General features: G+C 44.7%; 22 protein-coding genes. 13 read left to right on the top strand and 9 right to left on the bottom strand.

The window, feature by feature from the left end; all coding sequences use genetic code 11:
- Positions 1–84: 84 nt before the first annotated feature.
- Positions 85–1,107: a rod shape-determining protein gene (locus ABIX36_RS18810; RefSeq protein ID WP_067054626.1), complete on the bottom strand. Its 1,023-nt coding sequence runs from the start codon at positions 1,105–1,107 to the stop codon at positions 85–87.
- A gap of 284 nt (positions 1,108–1,391) precedes the next feature.
- Positions 1,392–2,918, bottom strand: coding sequence for a bifunctional phosphoribosylaminoimidazolecarboxamide formyltransferase/IMP cyclohydrolase (gene purH, locus ABIX36_RS18805; RefSeq protein WP_348083712.1), 1,527 nt, complete (start codon positions 2,916–2,918; stop codon positions 1,392–1,394).
- Between the two features lie 185 nt (positions 2,919–3,103).
- Here purH and ABIX36_RS18800 point away from each other — a divergent pair, with 185 nt between their 5' ends.
- The 4 genes from ABIX36_RS18800 (at position 3,104) to ABIX36_RS18785 (ending at position 4,956) form a co-directional block, all read left to right on the top strand.
- Entirely contained in the window at positions 3,104–3,499 is a 396-nt protein-coding gene (locus ABIX36_RS18800; RefSeq protein ID WP_348083711.1) for a lipocalin family protein, read from the top strand.
- A 23-nt stretch (positions 3,500–3,522) separates the two neighbouring features.
- Positions 3,523–3,927: a lipocalin family protein gene (locus tag ABIX36_RS18795; RefSeq protein ID WP_348083710.1), complete on the top strand. Its 405-nt coding sequence runs from the start codon at positions 3,523–3,525 to the stop codon at positions 3,925–3,927.
- An 8-nt stretch (positions 3,928–3,935) separates the two neighbouring features.
- Entirely contained in the window at positions 3,936–4,337 is a 402-nt protein-coding gene (locus tag ABIX36_RS18790) for a hypothetical protein (RefSeq protein ID WP_348083709.1), read from the top strand.
- Between the two features lie 67 nt (positions 4,338–4,404).
- Entirely contained in the window at positions 4,405–4,956 is a 552-nt protein-coding gene (locus tag ABIX36_RS18785; protein WP_348083708.1) for an STM3941 family protein, read from the top strand.
- Here ABIX36_RS18785 and purN read toward each other — a convergent pair.
- Positions 4,953–5,531, bottom strand: a complete 579-nt coding sequence (gene purN, locus ABIX36_RS18780; protein WP_348083707.1) for a phosphoribosylglycinamide formyltransferase — start codon at positions 5,529–5,531, stop codon at positions 4,953–4,955. The two genes, ABIX36_RS18785 and purN, sit on opposite strands and share 4 nt — an antisense overlap.
- Before the next feature lie 45 nt (positions 5,532–5,576).
- Positions 5,577–6,080: a hypothetical protein gene (locus tag ABIX36_RS18775; protein ID WP_348083706.1), complete on the bottom strand. Its 504-nt coding sequence runs from the start codon at positions 6,078–6,080 to the stop codon at positions 5,577–5,579.
- Between the two features lie 164 nt (positions 6,081–6,244).
- Between ABIX36_RS18775 and yiaK the strand changes: the two genes are divergently transcribed.
- A complete protein-coding gene (gene yiaK / locus ABIX36_RS18770; RefSeq protein ID WP_348083705.1) occupies positions 6,245–7,279 on the top strand; it encodes a 3-dehydro-L-gulonate 2-dehydrogenase in 1,035 nt (344 codons plus the stop codon).
- 13 nt (positions 7,280–7,292) lie between these two features.
- Here yiaK and ABIX36_RS18765 read toward each other — a convergent pair whose 3' ends face one another.
- Complete coding sequence (locus ABIX36_RS18765) at positions 7,293–8,015, bottom strand: RluA family pseudouridine synthase (protein ID WP_348083704.1); 723 nt, start codon at positions 8,013–8,015, stop codon at positions 7,293–7,295.
- A 91-nt stretch (positions 8,016–8,106) separates the two neighbouring features.
- Positions 8,107–8,922, bottom strand: coding sequence for a 3-methyl-2-oxobutanoate hydroxymethyltransferase (gene panB, locus ABIX36_RS18760; protein WP_348083703.1), 816 nt, complete (start codon positions 8,920–8,922; stop codon positions 8,107–8,109).
- A 502-nt stretch (positions 8,923–9,424) separates the two neighbouring features.
- Here panB and carA point away from each other — a divergent pair.
- Together carA and ABIX36_RS18750 are read left to right on the top strand one after the other, a co-directional pair.
- Positions 9,425–10,525, top strand: coding sequence for a glutamine-hydrolyzing carbamoyl-phosphate synthase small subunit (gene carA, locus ABIX36_RS18755; protein ID WP_128535851.1), 1,101 nt, complete (start codon positions 9,425–9,427; stop codon positions 10,523–10,525).
- A 215-nt stretch (positions 10,526–10,740) separates the two neighbouring features.
- Complete coding sequence (locus ABIX36_RS18750) at positions 10,741–11,580, top strand: hypothetical protein (protein ID WP_348083702.1); 840 nt, start codon at positions 10,741–10,743, stop codon at positions 11,578–11,580.
- A gap of 96 nt (positions 11,581–11,676) precedes the next feature.
- Here the strand turns inward: ABIX36_RS18750 and ABIX36_RS18745 are convergent, their stop codons facing one another.
- A complete protein-coding gene (locus tag ABIX36_RS18745) occupies positions 11,677–12,219 on the bottom strand; it encodes a hypothetical protein (RefSeq protein WP_348083701.1) in 543 nt (180 codons plus the stop codon).
- 269 nt (positions 12,220–12,488) lie between these two features.
- Between ABIX36_RS18745 and ABIX36_RS18740 the strand changes: the two genes are divergently transcribed.
- The 6 genes from ABIX36_RS18740 to ABIX36_RS18715 all read left to right on the top strand — a co-directional run bounded on the left by ABIX36_RS18740 (position 12,489) and on the right by ABIX36_RS18715 (position 17,475).
- A complete protein-coding gene (locus ABIX36_RS18740; protein WP_348083700.1) occupies positions 12,489–12,809 on the top strand; it encodes a DUF6686 family protein in 321 nt (106 codons plus the stop codon).
- Between the two features lie 98 nt (positions 12,810–12,907).
- On the top strand, positions 12,908–13,759 hold the full coding sequence (locus ABIX36_RS18735; RefSeq protein WP_348083699.1) for a helix-turn-helix transcriptional regulator: 852 nt from the start codon (positions 12,908–12,910) through the stop codon (positions 13,757–13,759).
- A gap of 77 nt (positions 13,760–13,836) precedes the next feature.
- Positions 13,837–14,550, top strand: a complete 714-nt coding sequence (locus ABIX36_RS18730) for an SIP domain-containing protein (protein WP_348083698.1) — start codon at positions 13,837–13,839, stop codon at positions 14,548–14,550.
- 430 nt (positions 14,551–14,980) lie between these two features.
- On the top strand, positions 14,981–15,157 hold the full coding sequence (locus tag ABIX36_RS18725; RefSeq protein ID WP_348083697.1) for a DUF2945 domain-containing protein: 177 nt from the start codon (positions 14,981–14,983) through the stop codon (positions 15,155–15,157).
- A 217-nt stretch (positions 15,158–15,374) separates the two neighbouring features.
- Complete coding sequence (locus tag ABIX36_RS18720) at positions 15,375–16,139, top strand: ABC transporter ATP-binding protein (protein ID WP_348083696.1); 765 nt, start codon at positions 15,375–15,377, stop codon at positions 16,137–16,139.
- Positions 16,140–16,299: 160 nt separating this feature from the next.
- Entirely contained in the window at positions 16,300–17,475 is a 1,176-nt protein-coding gene (locus tag ABIX36_RS18715; protein WP_348083695.1) for an ABC transporter permease, read from the top strand.
- Positions 17,476–17,566: 91 nt separating this feature from the next.
- On the opposite strand, the gene ABIX36_RS18710 is transcribed toward ABIX36_RS18715, so the two are convergent.
- Together ABIX36_RS18710 and ABIX36_RS18705 are read right to left on the bottom strand one after the other, a co-directional pair.
- A complete protein-coding gene (locus ABIX36_RS18710; protein ID WP_348083694.1) occupies positions 17,567–17,932 on the bottom strand; it encodes a nuclear transport factor 2 family protein in 366 nt (121 codons plus the stop codon).
- Positions 17,933–17,938: 6 nt separating this feature from the next.
- A complete protein-coding gene (locus ABIX36_RS18705) occupies positions 17,939–18,238 on the bottom strand; it encodes an antibiotic biosynthesis monooxygenase (protein ID WP_348083693.1) in 300 nt (99 codons plus the stop codon).
- Between the last annotated feature and the right edge of the window lie 193 nt (positions 18,239–18,431).

Below are 18,431 nucleotides of genomic sequence, written 5' to 3'. Positions count from 1 at the left end.
GAGTGAATTAGTGAATGAATGAATTAGTGAATAAGGGCGCTTAACATTCGCTCATTCACTAAATCACTCCTTCACTCATTATAATTATTGCATTAAAAACTTAAAGTTACCAATATTCTTAAGGGCAGTACCTGTGCCGCGTACTACCGCGCGCAGCGGGTCTTCGGCAACGTGTACGGGTAGTTTGGTTTTTGCAGCCACACGCTTATCCAGGCCGCGCAATAAAGCGCCACCGCCTGTAAGGTAAATACCGGTTTGGTAAATATCCGCAGAAAGCTCCGGCGGGGTTATCTCTAAAGCTTTCAAAATCGCTTCTTCAATTTTAGAAATCGATTTATCAAGGCAGTGGGCAATTTCAGTATATGATACTGTGATCTGTTTCGGCACACCGGTCATCAAATCGCGGCCTTGTACGGCGAAATCTGCAGGTGGTTCAGAAAGTTCGGGAAGAGCAGCACCTACTTCAATTTTTATTTTCTCAGCAGTACGGTCACCAATCATAATGTTGTGCTGGCGGCGGATGTACTGAACGATGTCAGAGTCAAAATTATCTCCCGCAACGCGGATAGACTGGTCGCACACGATACCTGATAAAGCGATAACCGCGATCTCCGTAGTACCACCACCGATATCGATGATCATGTTGCCCATCGGCTCTTCCACGTCGATGCCTATACCTACGGCAGCAGCCATTGGTTCGTATATCAGGTACACTTCTTTAGCGCCTGCAATTTCGGCGCTATCGCGTACCGCGCGTTTTTCAACCTCGGTAATACCCGATGGGATACAGATAACCATACGCAGCGATGGGAAAAACCACCCCTTGCCCTGGTTTATCATTTTTATCATCCCGCGAATCATCAGTTCGGCGGCGTTAAAGTCGGCAATTACACCATCTTTAAGCGGGCGCACGGTGCGGATGTTATCGTGGGTTTTACCCTCCATCTGCATGGCCTGGCGGCCAATGGCAATAACCTTGTTTGTGGTGCGGTCAAAAGCTACTATCGATGGTTCATCAACAACAACTTTATCATTATGTATAATAAGGGTATTGGCAGTACCCAAATCTATGGCGATCTCTTGTGTGAAAAAATTAAATAAACCCATGTGGCGTTATTTCAAATATTTTGCAAAGTTAATAATAATAATGAACACGAATTTTCGCGAAACAAACTGTTGGTGTACGAATTTCACGAATTAAAACTGTTAGTAGTTTATAACTCCGTTTTTTAAAAATTCGTGCCCTTAAGGTGCTTTTTACCCGCTTTTTTCTTTCGTGTAAGTTCGACTAATTTATTGGATTAGTCTCCTTTTCTTTTAATGAATTTAATGGTTATTCGTAGCAGCAGCAACGCAAACCAATCACCATTCTCAACTCACCACTCACCAACTTAGTGTTTAAAGTGCCTCACCCCGGTAGTTACCATGGCTATGCCTTTTTGATTACACATGTTTATAGAATCCTGGTCTTTTATAGAACCACCCGGCTGTAAAACCGCGGTGATACCTGCATCGGCAGCAATCTCCACACAATCCGGGAAGGGGAAGAACGCGTCAGATGCCATTACAGCGCCTTTCAGATCGAACCCAAAGCTTTCGGCTTTAATGATCGCCTGCTTCAACGAATCTACGCGGGAGGTTTGGCCAACACCGCTTGCCATCAGCTGACTGTTTTTAGCAAAAACAATGGTGTTTGATTTGGTATGCTTTACCACTTTATTGGCAAAGTACAGGTCTTTCAGTTCTTCGGTTGTAGCTAATTTATCGGTAACCGATTTCATTTGACCCGGCCCCTCAACTACCAGATCTTTATCCTGTTCAATAACACCGTTCAGCAGGGTTTTGAATTGCTTGTTTGGCAACTCAACCCGGTTGCGGATCAGCACAATGCGGTTCTTTTTAGCGGTAAGTACTTTTAGCGCATCATCGGTGTAAGCCGGCGCGATAAGCACTTCGTAAAATATCTTATCGATCTCTAAAGCGGTTGCTTCGCAAATCTCGGCATTGGCAATCAATACACCGCCAAAAGCCGAAACCGGGTCGCAAGCGAGGGCGTCTATCCAGGCTTCCTTAGTGTGTAAACGGCTGGCGATACCGCAAGCGTTGGTATGCTTAAGGATAGCGAAGGTTGGTTCAGTAAACTCGTCTATTAAAGCAACGGCAGCATCCACATCTACCAGGTTGTTGTACGATAATTCCTTACCGTTCAGCTTGGTGAACATGGCATCAAGGTTACCGTAGAAGGTACCTTTTTGATGCGGGTTTTCGCCGTAACGTAAAGTTTGGCTGGTTTGAATGCTTTGTTTAAAAACAGGCATCGGCTCAGTTTGGTCGAAATACTGGAAAATATGGGTATCGTAGTTAGACGAGATGTTGAAAGCTTTTTGAGCGAAAGTGCGGCGCTGATCGATAGTAGTAGCACCATCCTGGCTTTTCAGGATATCTTCTAAAATACGGTAATCATTTTTAGAGGCCACGATAACCACATCTTTAAAGTTTTTGGCTGCGGCACGGATCAAAGAAATGCCGCCGATATCTATCTTTTCGATGATATCTTCCTGGCCTGCGCCAGAATTTACGGTTTCTTCGAAGGGGTACAGGTCCACAATAACCAGGTCAATCTCAGGGATAGCGTATTGCTCCAGTTGCTGCGCGTCGCTATCTAAACCACGGCGCGATAAAATACCACCGAACACCTTTGGATGCAGGGTTTTTACACGGCCGCCCAGTATAGATGGGTACGAGGTAAGGTCCTCAACAGCAATCACATCAACCCCAAGGTCGCGGATAAACGTTTCGGTACCACCGGTTGAATATATGTTGACACCAAGGCGATTCAACTCGTGAATTATCGGCTCGAGGTTGTCTTTGTAATAAACGGAAATAAGGGCATTTTTTATTTGAACAGACTGGCTCATTTGCAGGGCTTTTTTTGAGCCGCAAAGGTAGTAATTAGAGATTAGAGAATGGTGATTAGAGATTAGTTTTTTTTATGTAGTTTGTAATTGATGCTTAGGCAGATAAAATTGACTTATCGCAATAAAACTGATGCTTTATATGTAGCGTTATGGCGATGTGACCCGTAATGTTAAAAAAGCCAACGATGAAAACTTTAATCAAACTATCGGCAATGGCAATATTGCTGTTTTTAGCCGCTTGCAAAAAAGAAAGTAAGCCTGCAATAAACGCTACCTTATCGGGCAAATGGCAAGCCGAAGTGCAAACCACCGATGGCACAGGTATGCCGGTACGTATAACCCCGCCAACACCGGGGTATCTGCAATTTAATGCCGATGGTACTTTAGATGGCACCGTTTTGGATAATTATGAAAGCTATGTGATAAAAGATAGCGCGACCCTTGTTTTTACCGCTGATGACCATACCACCACTCAAAATTACCGGTACACCATAAATGGCGATGAACTAAACCTGGTACCCGACGGCCCCATACGTTGTTTTGATGCCGGTTGCGGTTATTACTTTACCAAGGCCAACTAAAAACAAACTACAAATACCTACACATGAAAACTATTGCAAAATTTTCAGCAATTGCCTTGATTCTACTTATTGTCGCCTGTGGGAAAGAAAGCAAATTCCTGGTGAACACTTCGCTGCAGGGCAAATGGAAGCTATCTGCTACTTATGCTGACCCAGGCGATGGCAGTGGAAAATATTTGCCTGTAAGCGCCTCAAATACCGAATATGTACAGTTTAATACAGACGGAACGTTGGCAGGCACGGCGTTTGTTAATTACGAAAGCTATACAGAAAAAGACAGCGTCACCCTCATTTTTACAGAAACAGACCATATCACCAAACAAAACTTTCGGTACAGTATTAAGGGTAATGAACTTACCATGAGCCCTGCCGGCCCGATCATGTGCATTGAGGGCTGCGGTGAAAGATTTACAAAGATTGATCAATAAAACAAGCCATGAGAACCGTCGCAAAAATTTCATTTGTAATATTCGCCATCGCCATAATTGCGGTAGGGTGTACAAATAAACAGGGCGCCACGCCAAATGCGTCTTTAGTAGGCAAATGGCGCTATGTAGGCAGTCGTATGAGCAATGGCGGCCCGCAGTATTGGGCACCGGCAACCAATAACAATAATTATTTGCAGTTGAGCGTAAACGGCACCATGGAATGGACGCCGGGAAATGAATATAAAAAGTACAGTCTAAAAGATTCGGTCACCCTTACCATGACGCATGCCGACGGTAGCAACTACCAAAATTACTACTACCGTATAAAAGGTGATTCACTCGGGATTAGCCCGATTGAGCCAATAAGATGTTACGAGGGATGTTCTGAACATTTTGTGAAAGTGAAGTAGTTTCTGCAGGGCCAATTTGCAGCTGTGCGCAAAGCTTGCTATTTTAGGGCATCACAATCACACCATTATGGCCAATACCCTGCAACTAGCCGCTACGGTTGAGATTCCCCTAAGTAAAAAGAAGCTTTTATTTATGACCGCGGGTTCGCTGGCCTTTGTTGCTGCCGGGTTTTGGTTTGTTACCCATCCGGATGTCAGACTTTTCGGCAATCAGCCCTATCCGGTATTTACGTACATTATCGGCTTTGCAGCAATAGCATTCTTCGGGTTTTGCGCGTGGTGCCTTGCCAAAAAACTATTTGATACCAAGCCCGGATTGGTCGTAAATGCAGAAGGTATTGTAGATAATGCGAGTGGGTTCTCCTTTGGCCTTATATCCTGGGCCGTTATCGAAAATATTGATGTAATAGAAATTGGCGGGCAAAAACTCATTATGGTTTACGTAAGCAATCCCGATGATTACATTAACCGCCAAACCAATGCCATTATGAAAAAGCTTGCTGCCATGAATTACAAATCGTATAAAACGCCAATTAGCATTACTGCTAATTCGCTACAATATGATTTTGAAGAATTATATGCCTTACTGCAAAGCAGGTGGAAAGAAAGCGCGGGCTAACTCCGCATCTTCTTCAACAAATTCTCTATTACCTTCGGGAAATGCATATGCTCTAACTGCTGGCCCTTAAATTTTACGATCTCCAGGGTATCACCGGGCTCGATCTTAAATTTCGACTGGTGAATAACCTCCCCCTCGTCAAACTCGGCATTTACAAAGTGAATAGTAATGCCCGATTCTTCTTCGCCCGCGGCTAAAACGGCCTTGTGCACATTATCGCCATACATACCCTTACCGCCAAACTTGGGCAGCAGCGCCGGGTGCAGGTTAATAATTTTGTTGGGGAACGCGTTTAGTAAGCTTTTAGGCACCAGCCATAAGAAACCGGCCAATACAATAATATCTACCTGCAGGTTTTTCAGCAACGCTATTACATCGTCGCTATCGTAAAATTCGGCGCGGTTGAATATATGCGATGGGATCTCAAAATTATCGGCACGCTGTAAAACGTAGGCTTGCGGATTATTGGTGAGTATCAGTACAACCTCAGCATCGGCATTACGTTTAAAATGCTCCATTATTTTCTGAGCGTTAGAGCCTGATCCGGAAGCAAAAATGGCGATTCTCTTTTTCAAAATAAATGGTAGCTATTGTACTGCAAAGTATAAAAATTTAACAAGTTATCGTGTAACTACTTCTTTTTGGCGTATAAATCCCCAACGATAGATGGTTCGCGGCTGGTTAGATGTGTAGTAAGCCTGCGTATCACCCGTTTGCAACACCATCGAAAACTCGCCAAGGTTACTAATCTGCGCATTGGCAAATGGTTTTGAACTACCGGTTGTGCTGTTATCCAAACAGGTCATATCTGCAAATAGGGTGAGCTTGGTATCGCTTAAACTGTACTTGCCTTGGGCAATGGGCTGTATTTTACAATCGAAATTGGTATAGGTGCAGCTGCCATCTTTAAAAAATTTAAATATTTGGGTAGTATCACAAGTTACAGTATCGGTAGACATCTGCGTATCGCCTATATAATTATATACCTGTACAGATGCCAGCTCCCACTGCCTGATGGTTAGTAAATTGGGGATATTGCTTTGATCTGTTTTTTTACAGGAATTAACGGCAAATGCAATAAGCACCAATGCGGGTAAACACCAAAATTTTATCTTTTTCTTCATCCTTAATTAATTGCAAAAATAGGAATTCCCTTTACATACAAGCCCACAGCATCAATATAACTCTGTTAACGCGTCATTATTTTACGCCGGGATATATTGAGTGGATTGGTTGATTACGTTGTAAAGTTTTAAATTGCACCTTATAAATAAAGCTGATAGTTTAAGTGCTGTTAATTACCCACCCCATTAACCATTCGCCAGACCAACCAACCATGCGTATACCTTATCTATTACTTAAGGCCGAATTGAAAAGGGTACTGCTCTCCCTTGGCCTTGCAGATGACAAAGCGGATGCCTGCGCCGGTATATTTGCCGATAACAGCCGCGATGGCGTGGCCTCTCACGGACTAAACCGTTTCCGCGTGTTTGTAGATTACTTAAAAGAAGGATTAGTTACCCCCAATGCCGACCCAACGCTGATAAACGCATTTGGCGCGGTAGAGCAATGGGACGGCAATTTTGCAACGGGAATGCTGAACGCGCGCCTGAGCATGGGCAGGGCAATTACCCTTGCCCATGAGAATGGCATAGGCTGCGTAGCTATAAAAAACACAAACCACTGGATGCGGGGCGGCACCTACGGCTGGCAGGCCGCCGAGGCTGGCTGCGTAGGCATTTGCTTTACCAATACAACCGCCAATTTACCTCCCTGGGGCGGCACCGAACCACGGCTTGGAAACAACCCCTTAGTTATTTCGGTACCGAGAGCGGACGGCCACATTGTACTGGATATGGCCATGACGCAATTCTCTTTTGGCAAACTTTGGCAACACGAAGCACAAAACAAACAATTACCCCTACCCGGAGGCTATGATGCCGAAGGAAATTTAACCACTGATGCCGCGGCCATCTTAGCAACAAAAAGGGCGTTACCTATCGGTTTCTGGAAGGGCTCAGGCTTGTCGCTGGTGCTGGATCTACTGGCTACTATCCTCAGTGGCGGAAGTTCAACCGCTGCCGTTACCCAAAGCGGCCGAAGGGAAACAGGCGTATCGCAGGTATTTATCGCTATAAAAGCCAATGGAGAACAGAACGAGGCATTGATAAACGAGATCATCGCCTATACCAAAACCAGTGCAACGATAGACGGTAGCGAAATTTTATATCCCGGCGAAAACATGCTGCGCACGAGAGAGAGAAGTATGGCCGAAGGTGTTTTAGTAGATGAGAAGATTTGGGAAGAAGCTAAGGGGATGTAATAAAAACCGCCTCCTACCTCACCAAACCCTCAAACTTCTCCCAAAAACCATCCTTTGGTAATGGGGCCACAATAAGGATAGGTTCGTTTTTTACGGGATGCACAAATTGCAGGCGGCGTGCATGCAGGCAAATACTTTTGCGCAGGCTGCCGCGCGGATAACCATATTTATTATCGCCTACTATGGGGCAGCCAAGGGTGGATAATTGAACGCGTATCTGGTGTGGGCGGCCGGTGATCGGGTCAACCTCTATTACATAATAGCCATCCAGTTCGCCTACAAGCTTGTAGCTCAGTTCCGAACGGAGGCTTCCCTGTACTTCTTTATCGTGGGCCTTGGTAACATTTTTCTGCGGGTTTTTTATCAGCCAGTGAACCAGGGTGCCAGCTTCGGGCTGGGGCCGTTTACGGGTAATGGCATAATAGGTTTTATGCATTTCGCGGCCTTTAAACAGCTTATTTATCCGCTCCAGCGCCTTACTGGTTTTGGCGAACAGGATCACGCCGCTTACGGGCCTGTCCAGCCGGTGTACCACGCCCAGGAAAGCACCGTTGGGTTTGCTGTATTTTTGGGCGATGTATTTTTTTACCTTCTCGTCCAAAGGCTCATCCATGGTATCATCTACCTGCACAATATCGCCGGCGCGCTTATTTACGGCAATCAGGTGGTTATCCTCGTAAAGGATATCCTTATCGGTAATATCGTGGTTGGTGTAATTATGTTCGGGGCGGGCCATTTCTTTAGTTCATAGTTCATGGATGATAGTTCATGGTATATCGTATGTTGGCAGCTCAGCTATGAACTATCAACCATACGCCATGAAATACCTAATATTCCTCTTTCTCGTTCGGGAAGTTGTTCGCCCTTACATCGCTTACGTAGTTTTTTATAGCGCCATCCATTACATCGTAAAGGTTTGCGTATTGGCGCAAAAAGCGGGGCTTAAAGCCTTTGTTAAGTCCCAGCATATCGTGTATCACCAATACCTGGCCGCTGCAATGCTGCCCGGCACCTATACCAACGGTTGGGATATTCAGGCTTTCGCTTACTTCTTTAGCCAGTTTAGACGGGATCTTCTCCAGCACGATACCAAAGCAGCCCAGCTCCTGTAGTTTTAAAGCATCTTCTTTCAGTTTTGCGGCTTCGGCATCTTCCCTGGCGCGAACCGTGTAAGTGCCAAATTTATATATCGACTGCGGCGTAAGGCCCAAATGGCCCATTACCGGTATGCCGGCCGTTAATATCCGGCTGATGGATTCTGCAATTTCTACCCCACCCTCCAGTTTCACGGCGTGTGCACCGGCTTCTTTCATGATACGTATGGCCGAAGCTAAGGCCTCTTTTGAGTTACCCTGGTAAGAGCCAAAGGGAAGATCTACCACCACCAGCGAGCGCTTAGCTGCACGCACTACTGATGCGGCGTGGTATATCATCTGGTCTAAGGTGATGGGTAAGGTGGTTTCGTGCCCGGCCATTACATTGGAAGCCGAATCGCCAACCAAAATAATATCGGTACCGGCATTATCTACTATTAATGCCATGGAATAATCGTATGCAGTGAGCATGGCAATTTTATCGCCGCGGTTTTTCATTTCCTGCAGGGTGTGCACGGTAATGCGCTTTACTTCCTTGTTTACCGACATAGCTTTTTAGTTGGTGTAATTTCTGCCCGCAAAGTTAGAAACTCATTCGGGATTTATTCGAATGAAAAAACATCACCATTGCTTTACATTTATTTAATATTTTATACTTTAGGGGCAACCCAATTATATCATATAATACTATCCAATTTTAATGGCCGAAAAAATATATCCCTGTGTTTACTGTGGTAAACCTATGAACCATACCGATCGTAAGCCGCGTAATTTTTATCTCAAGAAATTTCTCCCGTTTTTACCGGTAAGGCCCTTTTGGTGTACTCATTGCCTTAAAACAACTTTCTTTTGGGGTAACAGCGGGAAGTAAACTTCTTTAAGTTATTGGTGATATTTTAAAAAAATCGGGAGCAGGTATTTTCAATTCGAAATTTAATACCTACTTTTGCGGCGTGACTAAAGAGGTGTTTTACTTCAATCTTCCGTCCAGTTTTTACGGAGCTTCGTGCCAGAAAATCCGAACGAATTACCCTTTAAATTTTTTTGCAAAATGAATCACTACACCAAATTGCCTGCTATATTATTGTTGGCCGATGGCACCGTTTTCTACGGCAAGGCCGCCGGCAAAATAGGCACCACCACCGGCGAGATCTGCTTTAACACCGGGATGACAGGTTACCAGGAAATTTTTACCGACCCATCGTACTTTGGACAAATAATGGTGGCTACCAATGCCCACATTGGTAACTACGGTATTGCTAACGAAGAGGTAGAATCGGGCCAGATACAAATAGCCGGTTTGGTTTGTAAAAACTACAACATTGCCTATAGCCGCAAACAGGCGGATGAATCGATACAGGATTATTTCCAGGGGCAAAACATTGTAGGAATCTCTGATATAGATACCCGCCAGTTGGTTCGCCACATCCGCGATAAAGGTGCCATGAATGCTATTATATCTTCAGAAATATTAGATCTGGAAGAACTGAAAGCCAAATTGGCCGAAGCACCGGATATGGATGGCCTCGAGCTTTCTTCGCAGGTTTCCACCAAAGAAACTTACACATTTGGTAGCGAAAGCGCTGCCTACCGTGTAGCTGTTTTAGACCTTGGCGTTAAAAAGAACATCCTGCGTAATTTTGACGACCGCGATGTTTACGCGAAGGTTTATCCTGCAAAAACCACTTTTGCAGAAATGGAAAAGGATTTTGCACCATCGGGATATTTTATCTCCAACGGCCCCGGCGATCCATCTGCCATGCCGTACGCTATTGATACTGTAAAAGAAATATTAACTGCCGATAAACCATTATTTGGCATCTGCCTCGGCCACCAGTTACTGGCATTGGCTAATGATATCCCGACTAAAAAAATGTTTAACGGGCACCGTGGCTTAAACCACCCGGTGAAGAATGTGATCATCAACCATTGCGAAGTTACCTCACAAAACCATGGCTTTGGCGTGGTTCCGGAAGCCGTAAGGGCGTCCGAAAAGGTAGAGATCACCCACGTAAACCTTAACGATCAGTCGATAGAAGGCATCCGTGTAAAAGGTAAAAAAGCATTTTCGGTACAATACCACCCAGAATCATCTCCCGGCCCGCATGACAGCCGTTATTTATTTGACGATTTTATTAATTTGATGAAGTAATTATTAGGGACTACACCGATTAAGATTGATTCCACAGATTTCTTAGATATTGACAATGTGAATTATTGCTTGCCAATCTCATTCCATGTGCGTTAGCGATAGAATTTACCTGCCGATACCCCCTGTTTTATACCGATATTATTAGGGTATTTTTACGGTAACCATACCTAAGTTTCCTTTATATTTTTGACATAAACATTCAAAATCTTATCGTCATGAAATATAAACTATTGTTGATCGCGTTACTTTTTAGCTGCAAGCCAGCATTCTCACAAACTGTAGATAAATCTATCTACGATAATGTATACACTTTCCTAACGTCTGAGACTTTGCTGAGATGTAACGGAAAAGGTGTGGATATAGCAGGTTCTGACACCGATATCCCTACCGGCATAGAGTTTAGGGTAACTAAAATACTGGATGACGGAAATTTCGTTATCCGCTTTTTAATCTGGAATCCCGACGGTGTAGACGATGCCGAAAAAAACAGGCGAAAAAACTTAAACACAACTTTTGTAAGTTCAACAACCGACCAAACTACCGGAAAGGCGGGAACAATAGATCGTTATTTTAAATTACCATTAAAGGTATTTGTAAACAGTTGCGATAAACGGCTTAATCGCCATAGCTTCACACTCGGCGCATTGGTGCTGCCAATTAAATTACGCTTCGGCGGCGAAACATCAGACCCTAACCACCACCGCGACTTTACTTTTGCCAATGATGTGAGCATAGGTCTTTCTATAGGCTACAAGTACTCGCCAAGTAAGAAATATTCACATAACCTACTAACCGGAATAGCACTTACTTCCATTGGTGTTACCCCGGGTAATACAAAAAGCACGGTTACTTCAGAAACTAACCTTGCCGCATTTACCTGGCACCTGGGGTATTTATTCCAGATAGATAACTTTCAGATAGGCGCATTTACGGGTATCGATTATTTGGGCGGCAATGTTGGCCGCAACTGGGATTATAAAAGCAAACCCTGGTTTGGCATAGGGTTGGGATACTCTATATTTAAATCCAAAAGCACTTCTGATACGCAACCTTAGCGGCATAAGTTAAACCTCTCGGGCCGGAGATATTATTTGCCATACTCCGGCCCTAAAGCAAGTTAACTCTTCTCCAGATACTCGGGCATTTGCTTGTTACTTCTTCAGGTAATAAGCGGGTATTGACAGTTTCTTACTTTCTACATCCCATATAATACTGCTCACTTTCCATCCTTTTGGTGTTTTTATTAGTTGGAAGCTGTTTACACCGCGCTCGGCGATGGTATCCCTGGTATTTAAATAGGTATTATAGGTACTGATGCGATGCGCCACCCGGCCAAACTGTTCCGTCTTGCCGAACGCCTCTTCTTCGTAAAACATATCTATATGGCCACCGGTCACAAATTGCTTATAAAGTGTAATGAATTGCGGCAGGGCAGTTATGTCTGCTGTATCGGTGCGGAAATTGATCAGCTGTGCCTGCGGGATAAAGTAATTACCTATCTCATCAAACCGGGGCTTCTCCCCTTTTTTAAAACTGATGGCGGCATAGGCATCATGCACGGCTTTTGTAATTGCGCTATCCTCGGGCACGGTGTAAGTCGACGGGATTGCCGAGACATCGGTTGATTTTTTTTCCGGCGATTGGCAGGCCGATATGCCCAAGGCCAAAACGGCGATCAATAAAAGGTTTTTCATTCTGTGATGGTGAGTTGGTTTTAGACGAAAATACAGAATTACGTCCTCTTTTCAAACTTTAACAATGCCATAATTCCTCCTAACGCGCCGAGTCGCTATAAAAATAAAATTCGTTATTTTTATTTGGATTTATTCTAAATAAGGTTTTACTTTGCTGATGTGAGCCGGTAATAACGGCTATGAAAACTTAAGCCCTGCTTTTATGGCGGATACTGTTGGTGCGGTATTTTGCCAATAGAGCAGGCACAAACTCTTTAATCCACCTACCTATGTGCGACGCAAAAGTTCTTAGTCAGAAAGGGGCTTCGGTAATTAGCCGGTGCTCCGAATGCCATTGTGTTTTCATCTGGAACCATAATCTCATTCTCAGTTTTACGCCCGAGCAGTTTATGCAGTTTAAGGATTTTGCCGCCGACCTTGATTTTATCGGCCACTCCTTCCCCTTCCCCGATGGACAGGAACGCGTGGTGATGCGCACGCCAACCAACGACATTCAGTTTACTTTTACAACCGATGAGTGGGAAGATTTCCAGGCCGCTATGGAAGAGGCCGCCTATATGCAGGAAGTATATTCGCTAATGGGCGGATAGAAGAGACCAGAAGCAAGAGATAAGAAGTAAGATATAACAGAATATTTTAGGATTCGTTCGCAATAATCGGTTTCAAATAAAGTACTTTGCCGCCGACCATGAAAGATATCCCGGTACATAAAATACAGGACAGGGGCAACAATGGCCTGGATATACGCCATTTTGTACCAGGTGCCCATTCAAAGGACGTTGGAAAATTGGGCGTACACCGCGATGACCATTACATATTTTTTGTATTGCGGCAAGGCAGTGCATCGCTCATGGTCGATTTTCATGAAATGCACTTTGCAGAAAGGTCGCTGTTTTACCTGCTACCGGGGCAGGTGCATCACCCCACACGATACAATTTGGGCGATGGCTGGTTCATCGCTGTGGATACGCCATTGATATCGCCGGATTACCGCATGGTATTTGAGGGCCATTTACAACTGCAGCAACCCTACCCACTAAGTCCGCAACAGTTAGACGAATGCCACGCCATACTGACTTTGTTGGAAAACAAATATCAAAGTAACGAAGACGACCCTTTTTACCGGCCCGTTTTACATTCATTACTTCAATCTTTTTTGGGGATAGCTGCAAGCTGCTATTGCACCGCCAATAACAACAGTCAACAATTGTCGCGGCCGGCACAGTTGGCCCAGCAATTCAAAAAAATGCTTACCGAAAATATGCGCACCATAAAAAGCCCTTCGGCCTATGCGGCGCAAATTAATGTATCAGAATCGTACCTGAACGAGGCCCTCAAAAAAACCACCGGCATGACGGTTAGCTACTGGATAATGCAGGAAGTTGTGCTGGAAGCCAAACGCCTTTTGTACTATAGCGAAATGAATACCAAAGAGATAGCACATACCCTGGGATATGAAGATCATACTTATTTCTCCCGCATATTTAAACGGACAGCCAACCTTACGCCACTGGAATTTCGCAGGCATTCCCGTAAATAGTCCAATCATTACCCCGAAGCGGCCATTGCCTGGAGGCTCGTACTTGCCTTACTTTGCGATATTAAAATATCACACCAATGCAAACATCTACCTTACATAAACTAAAAGCCCGGGCAGGCCGCCTGCTGGAACACCGGCTGCTGCAAAGCGGCCGCGTACTGGAAGTGCGCCACTGGGAACCCGCCACCATGATAGAGATAGACCTGTACCTGCCCCATGCCGATGTACAAAACTGGCAGGAGATCCCTTACATTAAATTTAAGGTGGATAGCCTCACCTACCGCGATTATACCCCAAGTGGCTGGGATGCCGAAACACATACCTGCACGCTATACATTGATGCCGCGCACAACGGCCCGGGCAGCCAATGGGCAGCCAGCCTGAAAAAAGATGACGCTGTGCATTACCTTAAAATAGGCAGCACCCGCCATGCACCGCAAAGTACATCGGCCATTATTGGCCTGGGCGACGAAAGCAGCATGGGCCATATGCTTGCCCTGCAGCAAATGGTGATACCACGGGCACGCTTTTCGGGTGCGGTGCTTATGGCCAACCCGCATCACCGCAAATTATTTGAGGAGTATTTTTGGTCGCCACTGCAGCCTATCGAACGGACCGATGTATACGGGCACCACAGTATTATACAATGGGTGATACAGCAGCACTATGATATGGCACACACCGTATTTTATCTGGCCGGCAACAACACCATGGTGAGCGAATTACGCAAGTTATTAAAGCAGCTGGGGTATCCGTCATCGCAAATTAAAACACAAGGGTTTTGGAACTAAGGCCGGGTTATTTAGCCGGTTAAAATAAACTATTGCGCTTCCGCATAGTCTATAAACAAATGGCTATGCGGATTTTTTATGTTACACTGCCGGTTGTGTAAATAATCTTTAGCCGCATTCGCACACCAAAAAGCGCCGCTTACCGATGCTTGCGCATTTCACCGATAATGCCTGCCCCACTCGTTCCCCCTACAAATCCATTCACCGACATTTTGCGCTACTTCGCCTAATAACGCTAAACGATTTTTGCCCGCTGATGCACCTTTGTATTGTAAAACAACACAAAAACATCATGACAACGTCGCTTACCATACCTTCTCTTTACTCAATGATAGCCCTTGTAATTACCGCAGTGGTAGTTATCAGCATAGGTTGCTTAACCTGCTAAACTGGCAGTATATTGCTTTATCCCCGGCAAAAACAATTAATTATGAAAAAAGGAGATACCGTACACTGGCAATGGGGTGCATCTGAAGCAGAAGGCAAAATAGAAAAGAAGCATACCCAACCCGTTACCCAAACCATAAAAGGCACAAAGGTAAAACGCAAGGCCAGCGCTGATGAACAGGCTTTCGAAATAAACAACAAAACGGCAACAAAGTGCTGAAATATAGAAGTGAGTTGAAGAAGGGCGGCAAGTAGTATATTGTTGATACCTTATCTCTACAAAACGGCATCGCCGATGGCGCAGATTTGCGCACAGCTATCTAATTCATCACCCAATACACCACTAACAGTTTTAAGCTTACAAAATCTAATGGAATTTTAATGTCCTAACGTAAGCCAATACACAAATACCATAAATCCATTACTATATTTACGGTATGGCAAAACAACCTATTATCACGGTTAATAATCTCACAAAAAACTACGGTGATTTCGCCGCGGTAAAGGGCATCAGCTTTGAGGTTTATGAGGGCGAGATCTTCGGCCTCCTTGGCCCCAACGGTGCAGGCAAAACCACCACGCTGGAGATCATCGAAACCCTGCGCGAAAAAACATCGGGTGAGGTTATGGTTGACGGTTTTTCGATAGATAAGGATGCCGACAGTATTAAAAAAATAATAGGTGTGCAGTTGCAGACAGCAGGGTATTACCCCAATCTCAACCTGTCGGAATTAATTTCCCTCTTCTGCGGCTTATACGGCATCACCAAAAGCCCGATGGAAATGCTGGAGAAAGTCGCCCTTACCGATAAGGCTAAAGCCAAATACAAGGAACTTTCCGGCGGACAAAAGCAGCGCTTCTCCATAGCTACCACCTTAATAAATGATCCGCGTATTATATTTTTGGATGAACCCACCACCGGCCTCGACCCACAAGCCCGCCGCAACCTTTGGGACCTGATCCGCGAGATCCGCAACAACGGAACCACCGTGGTAATTACCACCCATTACATGGATGAAGCTGAAGTACTTTGCGACCGCGTGGCTTTTGTAGACGGCGGCCATATTGTAGGTATAGACACCCCCGACCATTTTATTGATAAACTGATAGAAAGCGGTTTCGAACGCAAAAAACAAGTAAAAGATGCCAACCTCGAGGATGTTTTCATCAACCTGACAGGGAAGGAATGGCGGGAAGGATAGCCCCCCGGCCCCCTGAAGGGGGAGCAGAACTTAGCAGAGAAAGCCTCACCTAAATCCTCTCCAAAGGAGAGGACTTTAAGTAAAATATTGTAGAACCCTCTCTCTTGAAGAGGGCAGGGTGAGGCGAAAAAGACCAATGAACTATTGAACCAATGAACAAATGAACCAACAATACAGTAATACCCGCGCAACGCTGGCCATCGCCAAAGCAAGTTTCCGTTCTATTATCCGCAGCCCATCGGCGGTGGTTTTTAGTTTGGCCTTCCCGCTAATATTCATTTTAGTGTTTGCCAATATCGGCGGCGGGGGTGTAACTGTTGATGTTGGTGTGGCGAAGGGCAGCGATACGCTTAGTCCTGTTTATAAGGCGTTGCGAAAGGTTAGTGTGATTAATCTTATAACCACTCAAACTGCCGATGAAATGGGCAAGAATCTATCTAAGGGAAGTCTTGATGCCATTATAGATATCAAGAAAAATGCTTTTGCCACGAAGAGATTTTCGTTTACAATAGCCTCACCCTTGGTGCCAAGTACTTCATCGCCCGAAAAATTTATACCGCCTTATACTGTTAACGTGCAGTACACTACCTCGTCTAATAAAGGCAGTATCCTTAAATCGGTACTAAGCAATATTATGCTGCAAATGAACGCCGAGCTTTTAAAAGAAATTGGAATGCCCGCCATGCCACAAAGCGCCGAGCTTAGAGAAACAACGGTTACCGGCCGCGCCTACAAATACATCGATTTCATCCTTCCGGGGCAGTTGGGCTTCTCGCTGTTAAGCAGCGGGGTGTTTGGTACCGCCTTTGTGTTCATTAGTTTAAGGCTTACGCTGGTAATCAAACGCTTTTTTGCAACGCCTGTTAAACGCTACAGTATTGTACTGGGCGAGGCGTTGGCAAGGCTCACCTTTTCGCTATTGGGTGCCGTATTTATTATTATGGTGGGGCACTTTATGTTTGGCTTTACGCTGATACATGGTGTGGTTACGGTATTAAACATGCTCGTCCTTTCGGCAATTGGGCTCATTATATTTATGGGCTTCGGGTTTACGGTATCGGGCATCGCTAAAAACGAAAGCACGGTGCCGCCGCTATCCAATATCATTACGCTGCCGCAATTTTTGTTATCGGGTACCTTCTTTTCGGTTACGGCGTTTCCAAAATGGCTGCAATATGTGAGCAACGCGTTGCCACTCACCCACCTTAATAACGCTATGCGCAAGGTTGCCTTTGAAGGTGCCGGCCTGGGCGATGTTACACATCAACTATTCATTTTACTACTATGGGGAATAGGTGTTTACGCAGTGGCCGTAAAAACCTTTAAATGGGAATAGAGGGAAGAGCCCCAAGATTGTAAGATTCAGGAATCAAGAGGTAAAAAAGAGGGAGTCCTTTATGGCTCCCTCTCTTTTTATCTCTAAAAATTTAATGCTCGTAATAAAATTGTTCTTTGATGATCTTGCCGTCCTTTACTTCGTAAACGCATAGCTCACTTACGGTAGATCGGCCCTGGTCTTTCATGTCGTTATCCATTGTTAATATAAAAGCTATGCCATTACCGGCTACCAATGGCTCCGATACGGTGTACCCGTACGATTTTACAACCATGGCATTATAGCCTTTTGCTTTCTCCTTTATTTTATCCAGCCCTTTGGTTTCTAAGCCGGATAAAGGAGATGGAATTGGCTCAATATTGATAGTATCTTCGGCAAACAATTCGTTGTAAGCGCCCAGCCAATCGCCTTTACGGCAATAGGCTGTCAATTTTTGTGCAATTTCTTTCGTTTCCATGTTTTATTATTTTGGTTGATAATTCCCTACCTGGCTTACCTCTGTACGTGCGGGCGGGGTTTCTATACGCTCTTTTAATGCAGCCCTAAATGCTTTAAAGGCGGGCATTTCGGTAAACGCCGCGTTGGCGTCATCGCTGTCAAATGATATCATGTGCATAAAAGAGCTGTCGCCGGTTTTATACACTACATATTCTATGCCATCAGGTTTACTCTCCTGTAGTTGGGCAAATACATCTTTAATTAAACTCTCATTCTCGGTGGCGCGCCCTTCTTTTACGGTGTATTGGATAATGGAATGCTTCATAGCTGTTTGTTTTTAATTTATACCAAAACTACGGCGGAGCATTGAATTTGAGTGAGGTGCATAGGCGACAGGTTGCGGGGTGAAACAGGTCACGATGTTAAGAGTTGCGGCAAAAAAACCCATCATTCTGCCGAAGGATGGTTATCCCCACATCAATTTAAAAATCAATTCTTAACATTATGATAACATTAAG

This window comes from Mucilaginibacter sp. (genome assembly GCF_039925265.1).
GTDB lineage: Bacteria > Bacteroidota > Bacteroidia > Sphingobacteriales > Sphingobacteriaceae > Mucilaginibacter.
Note: the sequence above shows the minus strand (reverse complement) of the source record. Positions and strands in the feature narration are given on the sequence as shown.

What these genes read in the sequence shown, in the direction of transcription:
- ABIX36_RS18730 (WP_348083698.1), top strand. Translation starts at nt 13,837, where the DNA reads ATGCAAACATCTACCTTACATAAACTAAAAGCCCGGGCAGGCCGCCTG.
- ABIX36_RS18745 (WP_348083701.1), bottom strand. Translation starts at nt 12,219, where the DNA reads ATGAAAAACCTTTTATTGATCGCCGTTTTGGCCTTGGGCATATCGGCC.
- ABIX36_RS18725 (WP_348083697.1), top strand. Translation starts at nt 14,981, where the DNA reads ATGAAAAAAGGAGATACCGTACACTGGCAATGGGGTGCATCTGAAGCA.
- ABIX36_RS18710 (WP_348083694.1), bottom strand. Translation starts at nt 17,932, where the DNA reads ATGGAAACGAAAGAAATTGCACAAAAATTGACAGCCTATTGCCGTAAA.
- ABIX36_RS18705 (WP_348083693.1), bottom strand. Translation starts at nt 18,238, where the DNA reads ATGAAGCATTCCATTATCCAATACACCGTAAAAGAAGGGCGCGCCACC.
- ABIX36_RS18800 (WP_348083711.1), top strand. Translation starts at nt 3,104, where the DNA reads ATGAAAACTTTAATCAAACTATCGGCAATGGCAATATTGCTGTTTTTA.
- ABIX36_RS18790 (WP_348083709.1), top strand. Translation starts at nt 3,936, where the DNA reads ATGAGAACCGTCGCAAAAATTTCATTTGTAATATTCGCCATCGCCATA.
- ABIX36_RS18750 (WP_348083702.1), top strand. Translation starts at nt 10,741, where the DNA reads ATGAAATATAAACTATTGTTGATCGCGTTACTTTTTAGCTGCAAGCCA.
- ABIX36_RS18735 (WP_348083699.1), top strand. Translation starts at nt 12,908, where the DNA reads ATGAAAGATATCCCGGTACATAAAATACAGGACAGGGGCAACAATGGC.
- ABIX36_RS18775 (WP_348083706.1), bottom strand. Translation starts at nt 6,080, where the DNA reads ATGAAGAAAAAGATAAAATTTTGGTGTTTACCCGCATTGGTGCTTATT.
- ABIX36_RS18720 (WP_348083696.1), top strand. Translation starts at nt 15,375, where the DNA reads ATGGCAAAACAACCTATTATCACGGTTAATAATCTCACAAAAAACTAC.
- purH (WP_348083712.1), bottom strand. Translation starts at nt 2,918, where the DNA reads ATGAGCCAGTCTGTTCAAATAAAAAATGCCCTTATTTCCGTTTATTAC.
- ABIX36_RS18795 (WP_348083710.1), top strand. Translation starts at nt 3,523, where the DNA reads ATGAAAACTATTGCAAAATTTTCAGCAATTGCCTTGATTCTACTTATT.
- ABIX36_RS18765 (WP_348083704.1), bottom strand. Translation starts at nt 8,015, where the DNA reads ATGGCCCGCCCCGAACATAATTACACCAACCACGATATTACCGATAAG.
- ABIX36_RS18740 (WP_348083700.1), top strand. Translation starts at nt 12,489, where the DNA reads ATGTGCGACGCAAAAGTTCTTAGTCAGAAAGGGGCTTCGGTAATTAGC.
- ABIX36_RS18715 (WP_348083695.1), top strand. Translation starts at nt 16,300, where the DNA reads ATGAACCAACAATACAGTAATACCCGCGCAACGCTGGCCATCGCCAAA.
- ABIX36_RS18810 (WP_067054626.1), bottom strand. Translation starts at nt 1,107, where the DNA reads ATGGGTTTATTTAATTTTTTCACACAAGAGATCGCCATAGATTTGGGT.
- carA (WP_128535851.1), top strand. Translation starts at nt 9,425, where the DNA reads ATGAATCACTACACCAAATTGCCTGCTATATTATTGTTGGCCGATGGC.
- panB (WP_348083703.1), bottom strand. Translation starts at nt 8,922, where the DNA reads ATGTCGGTAAACAAGGAAGTAAAGCGCATTACCGTGCACACCCTGCAG.
- ABIX36_RS18785 (WP_348083708.1), top strand. Translation starts at nt 4,405, where the DNA reads ATGGCCAATACCCTGCAACTAGCCGCTACGGTTGAGATTCCCCTAAGT.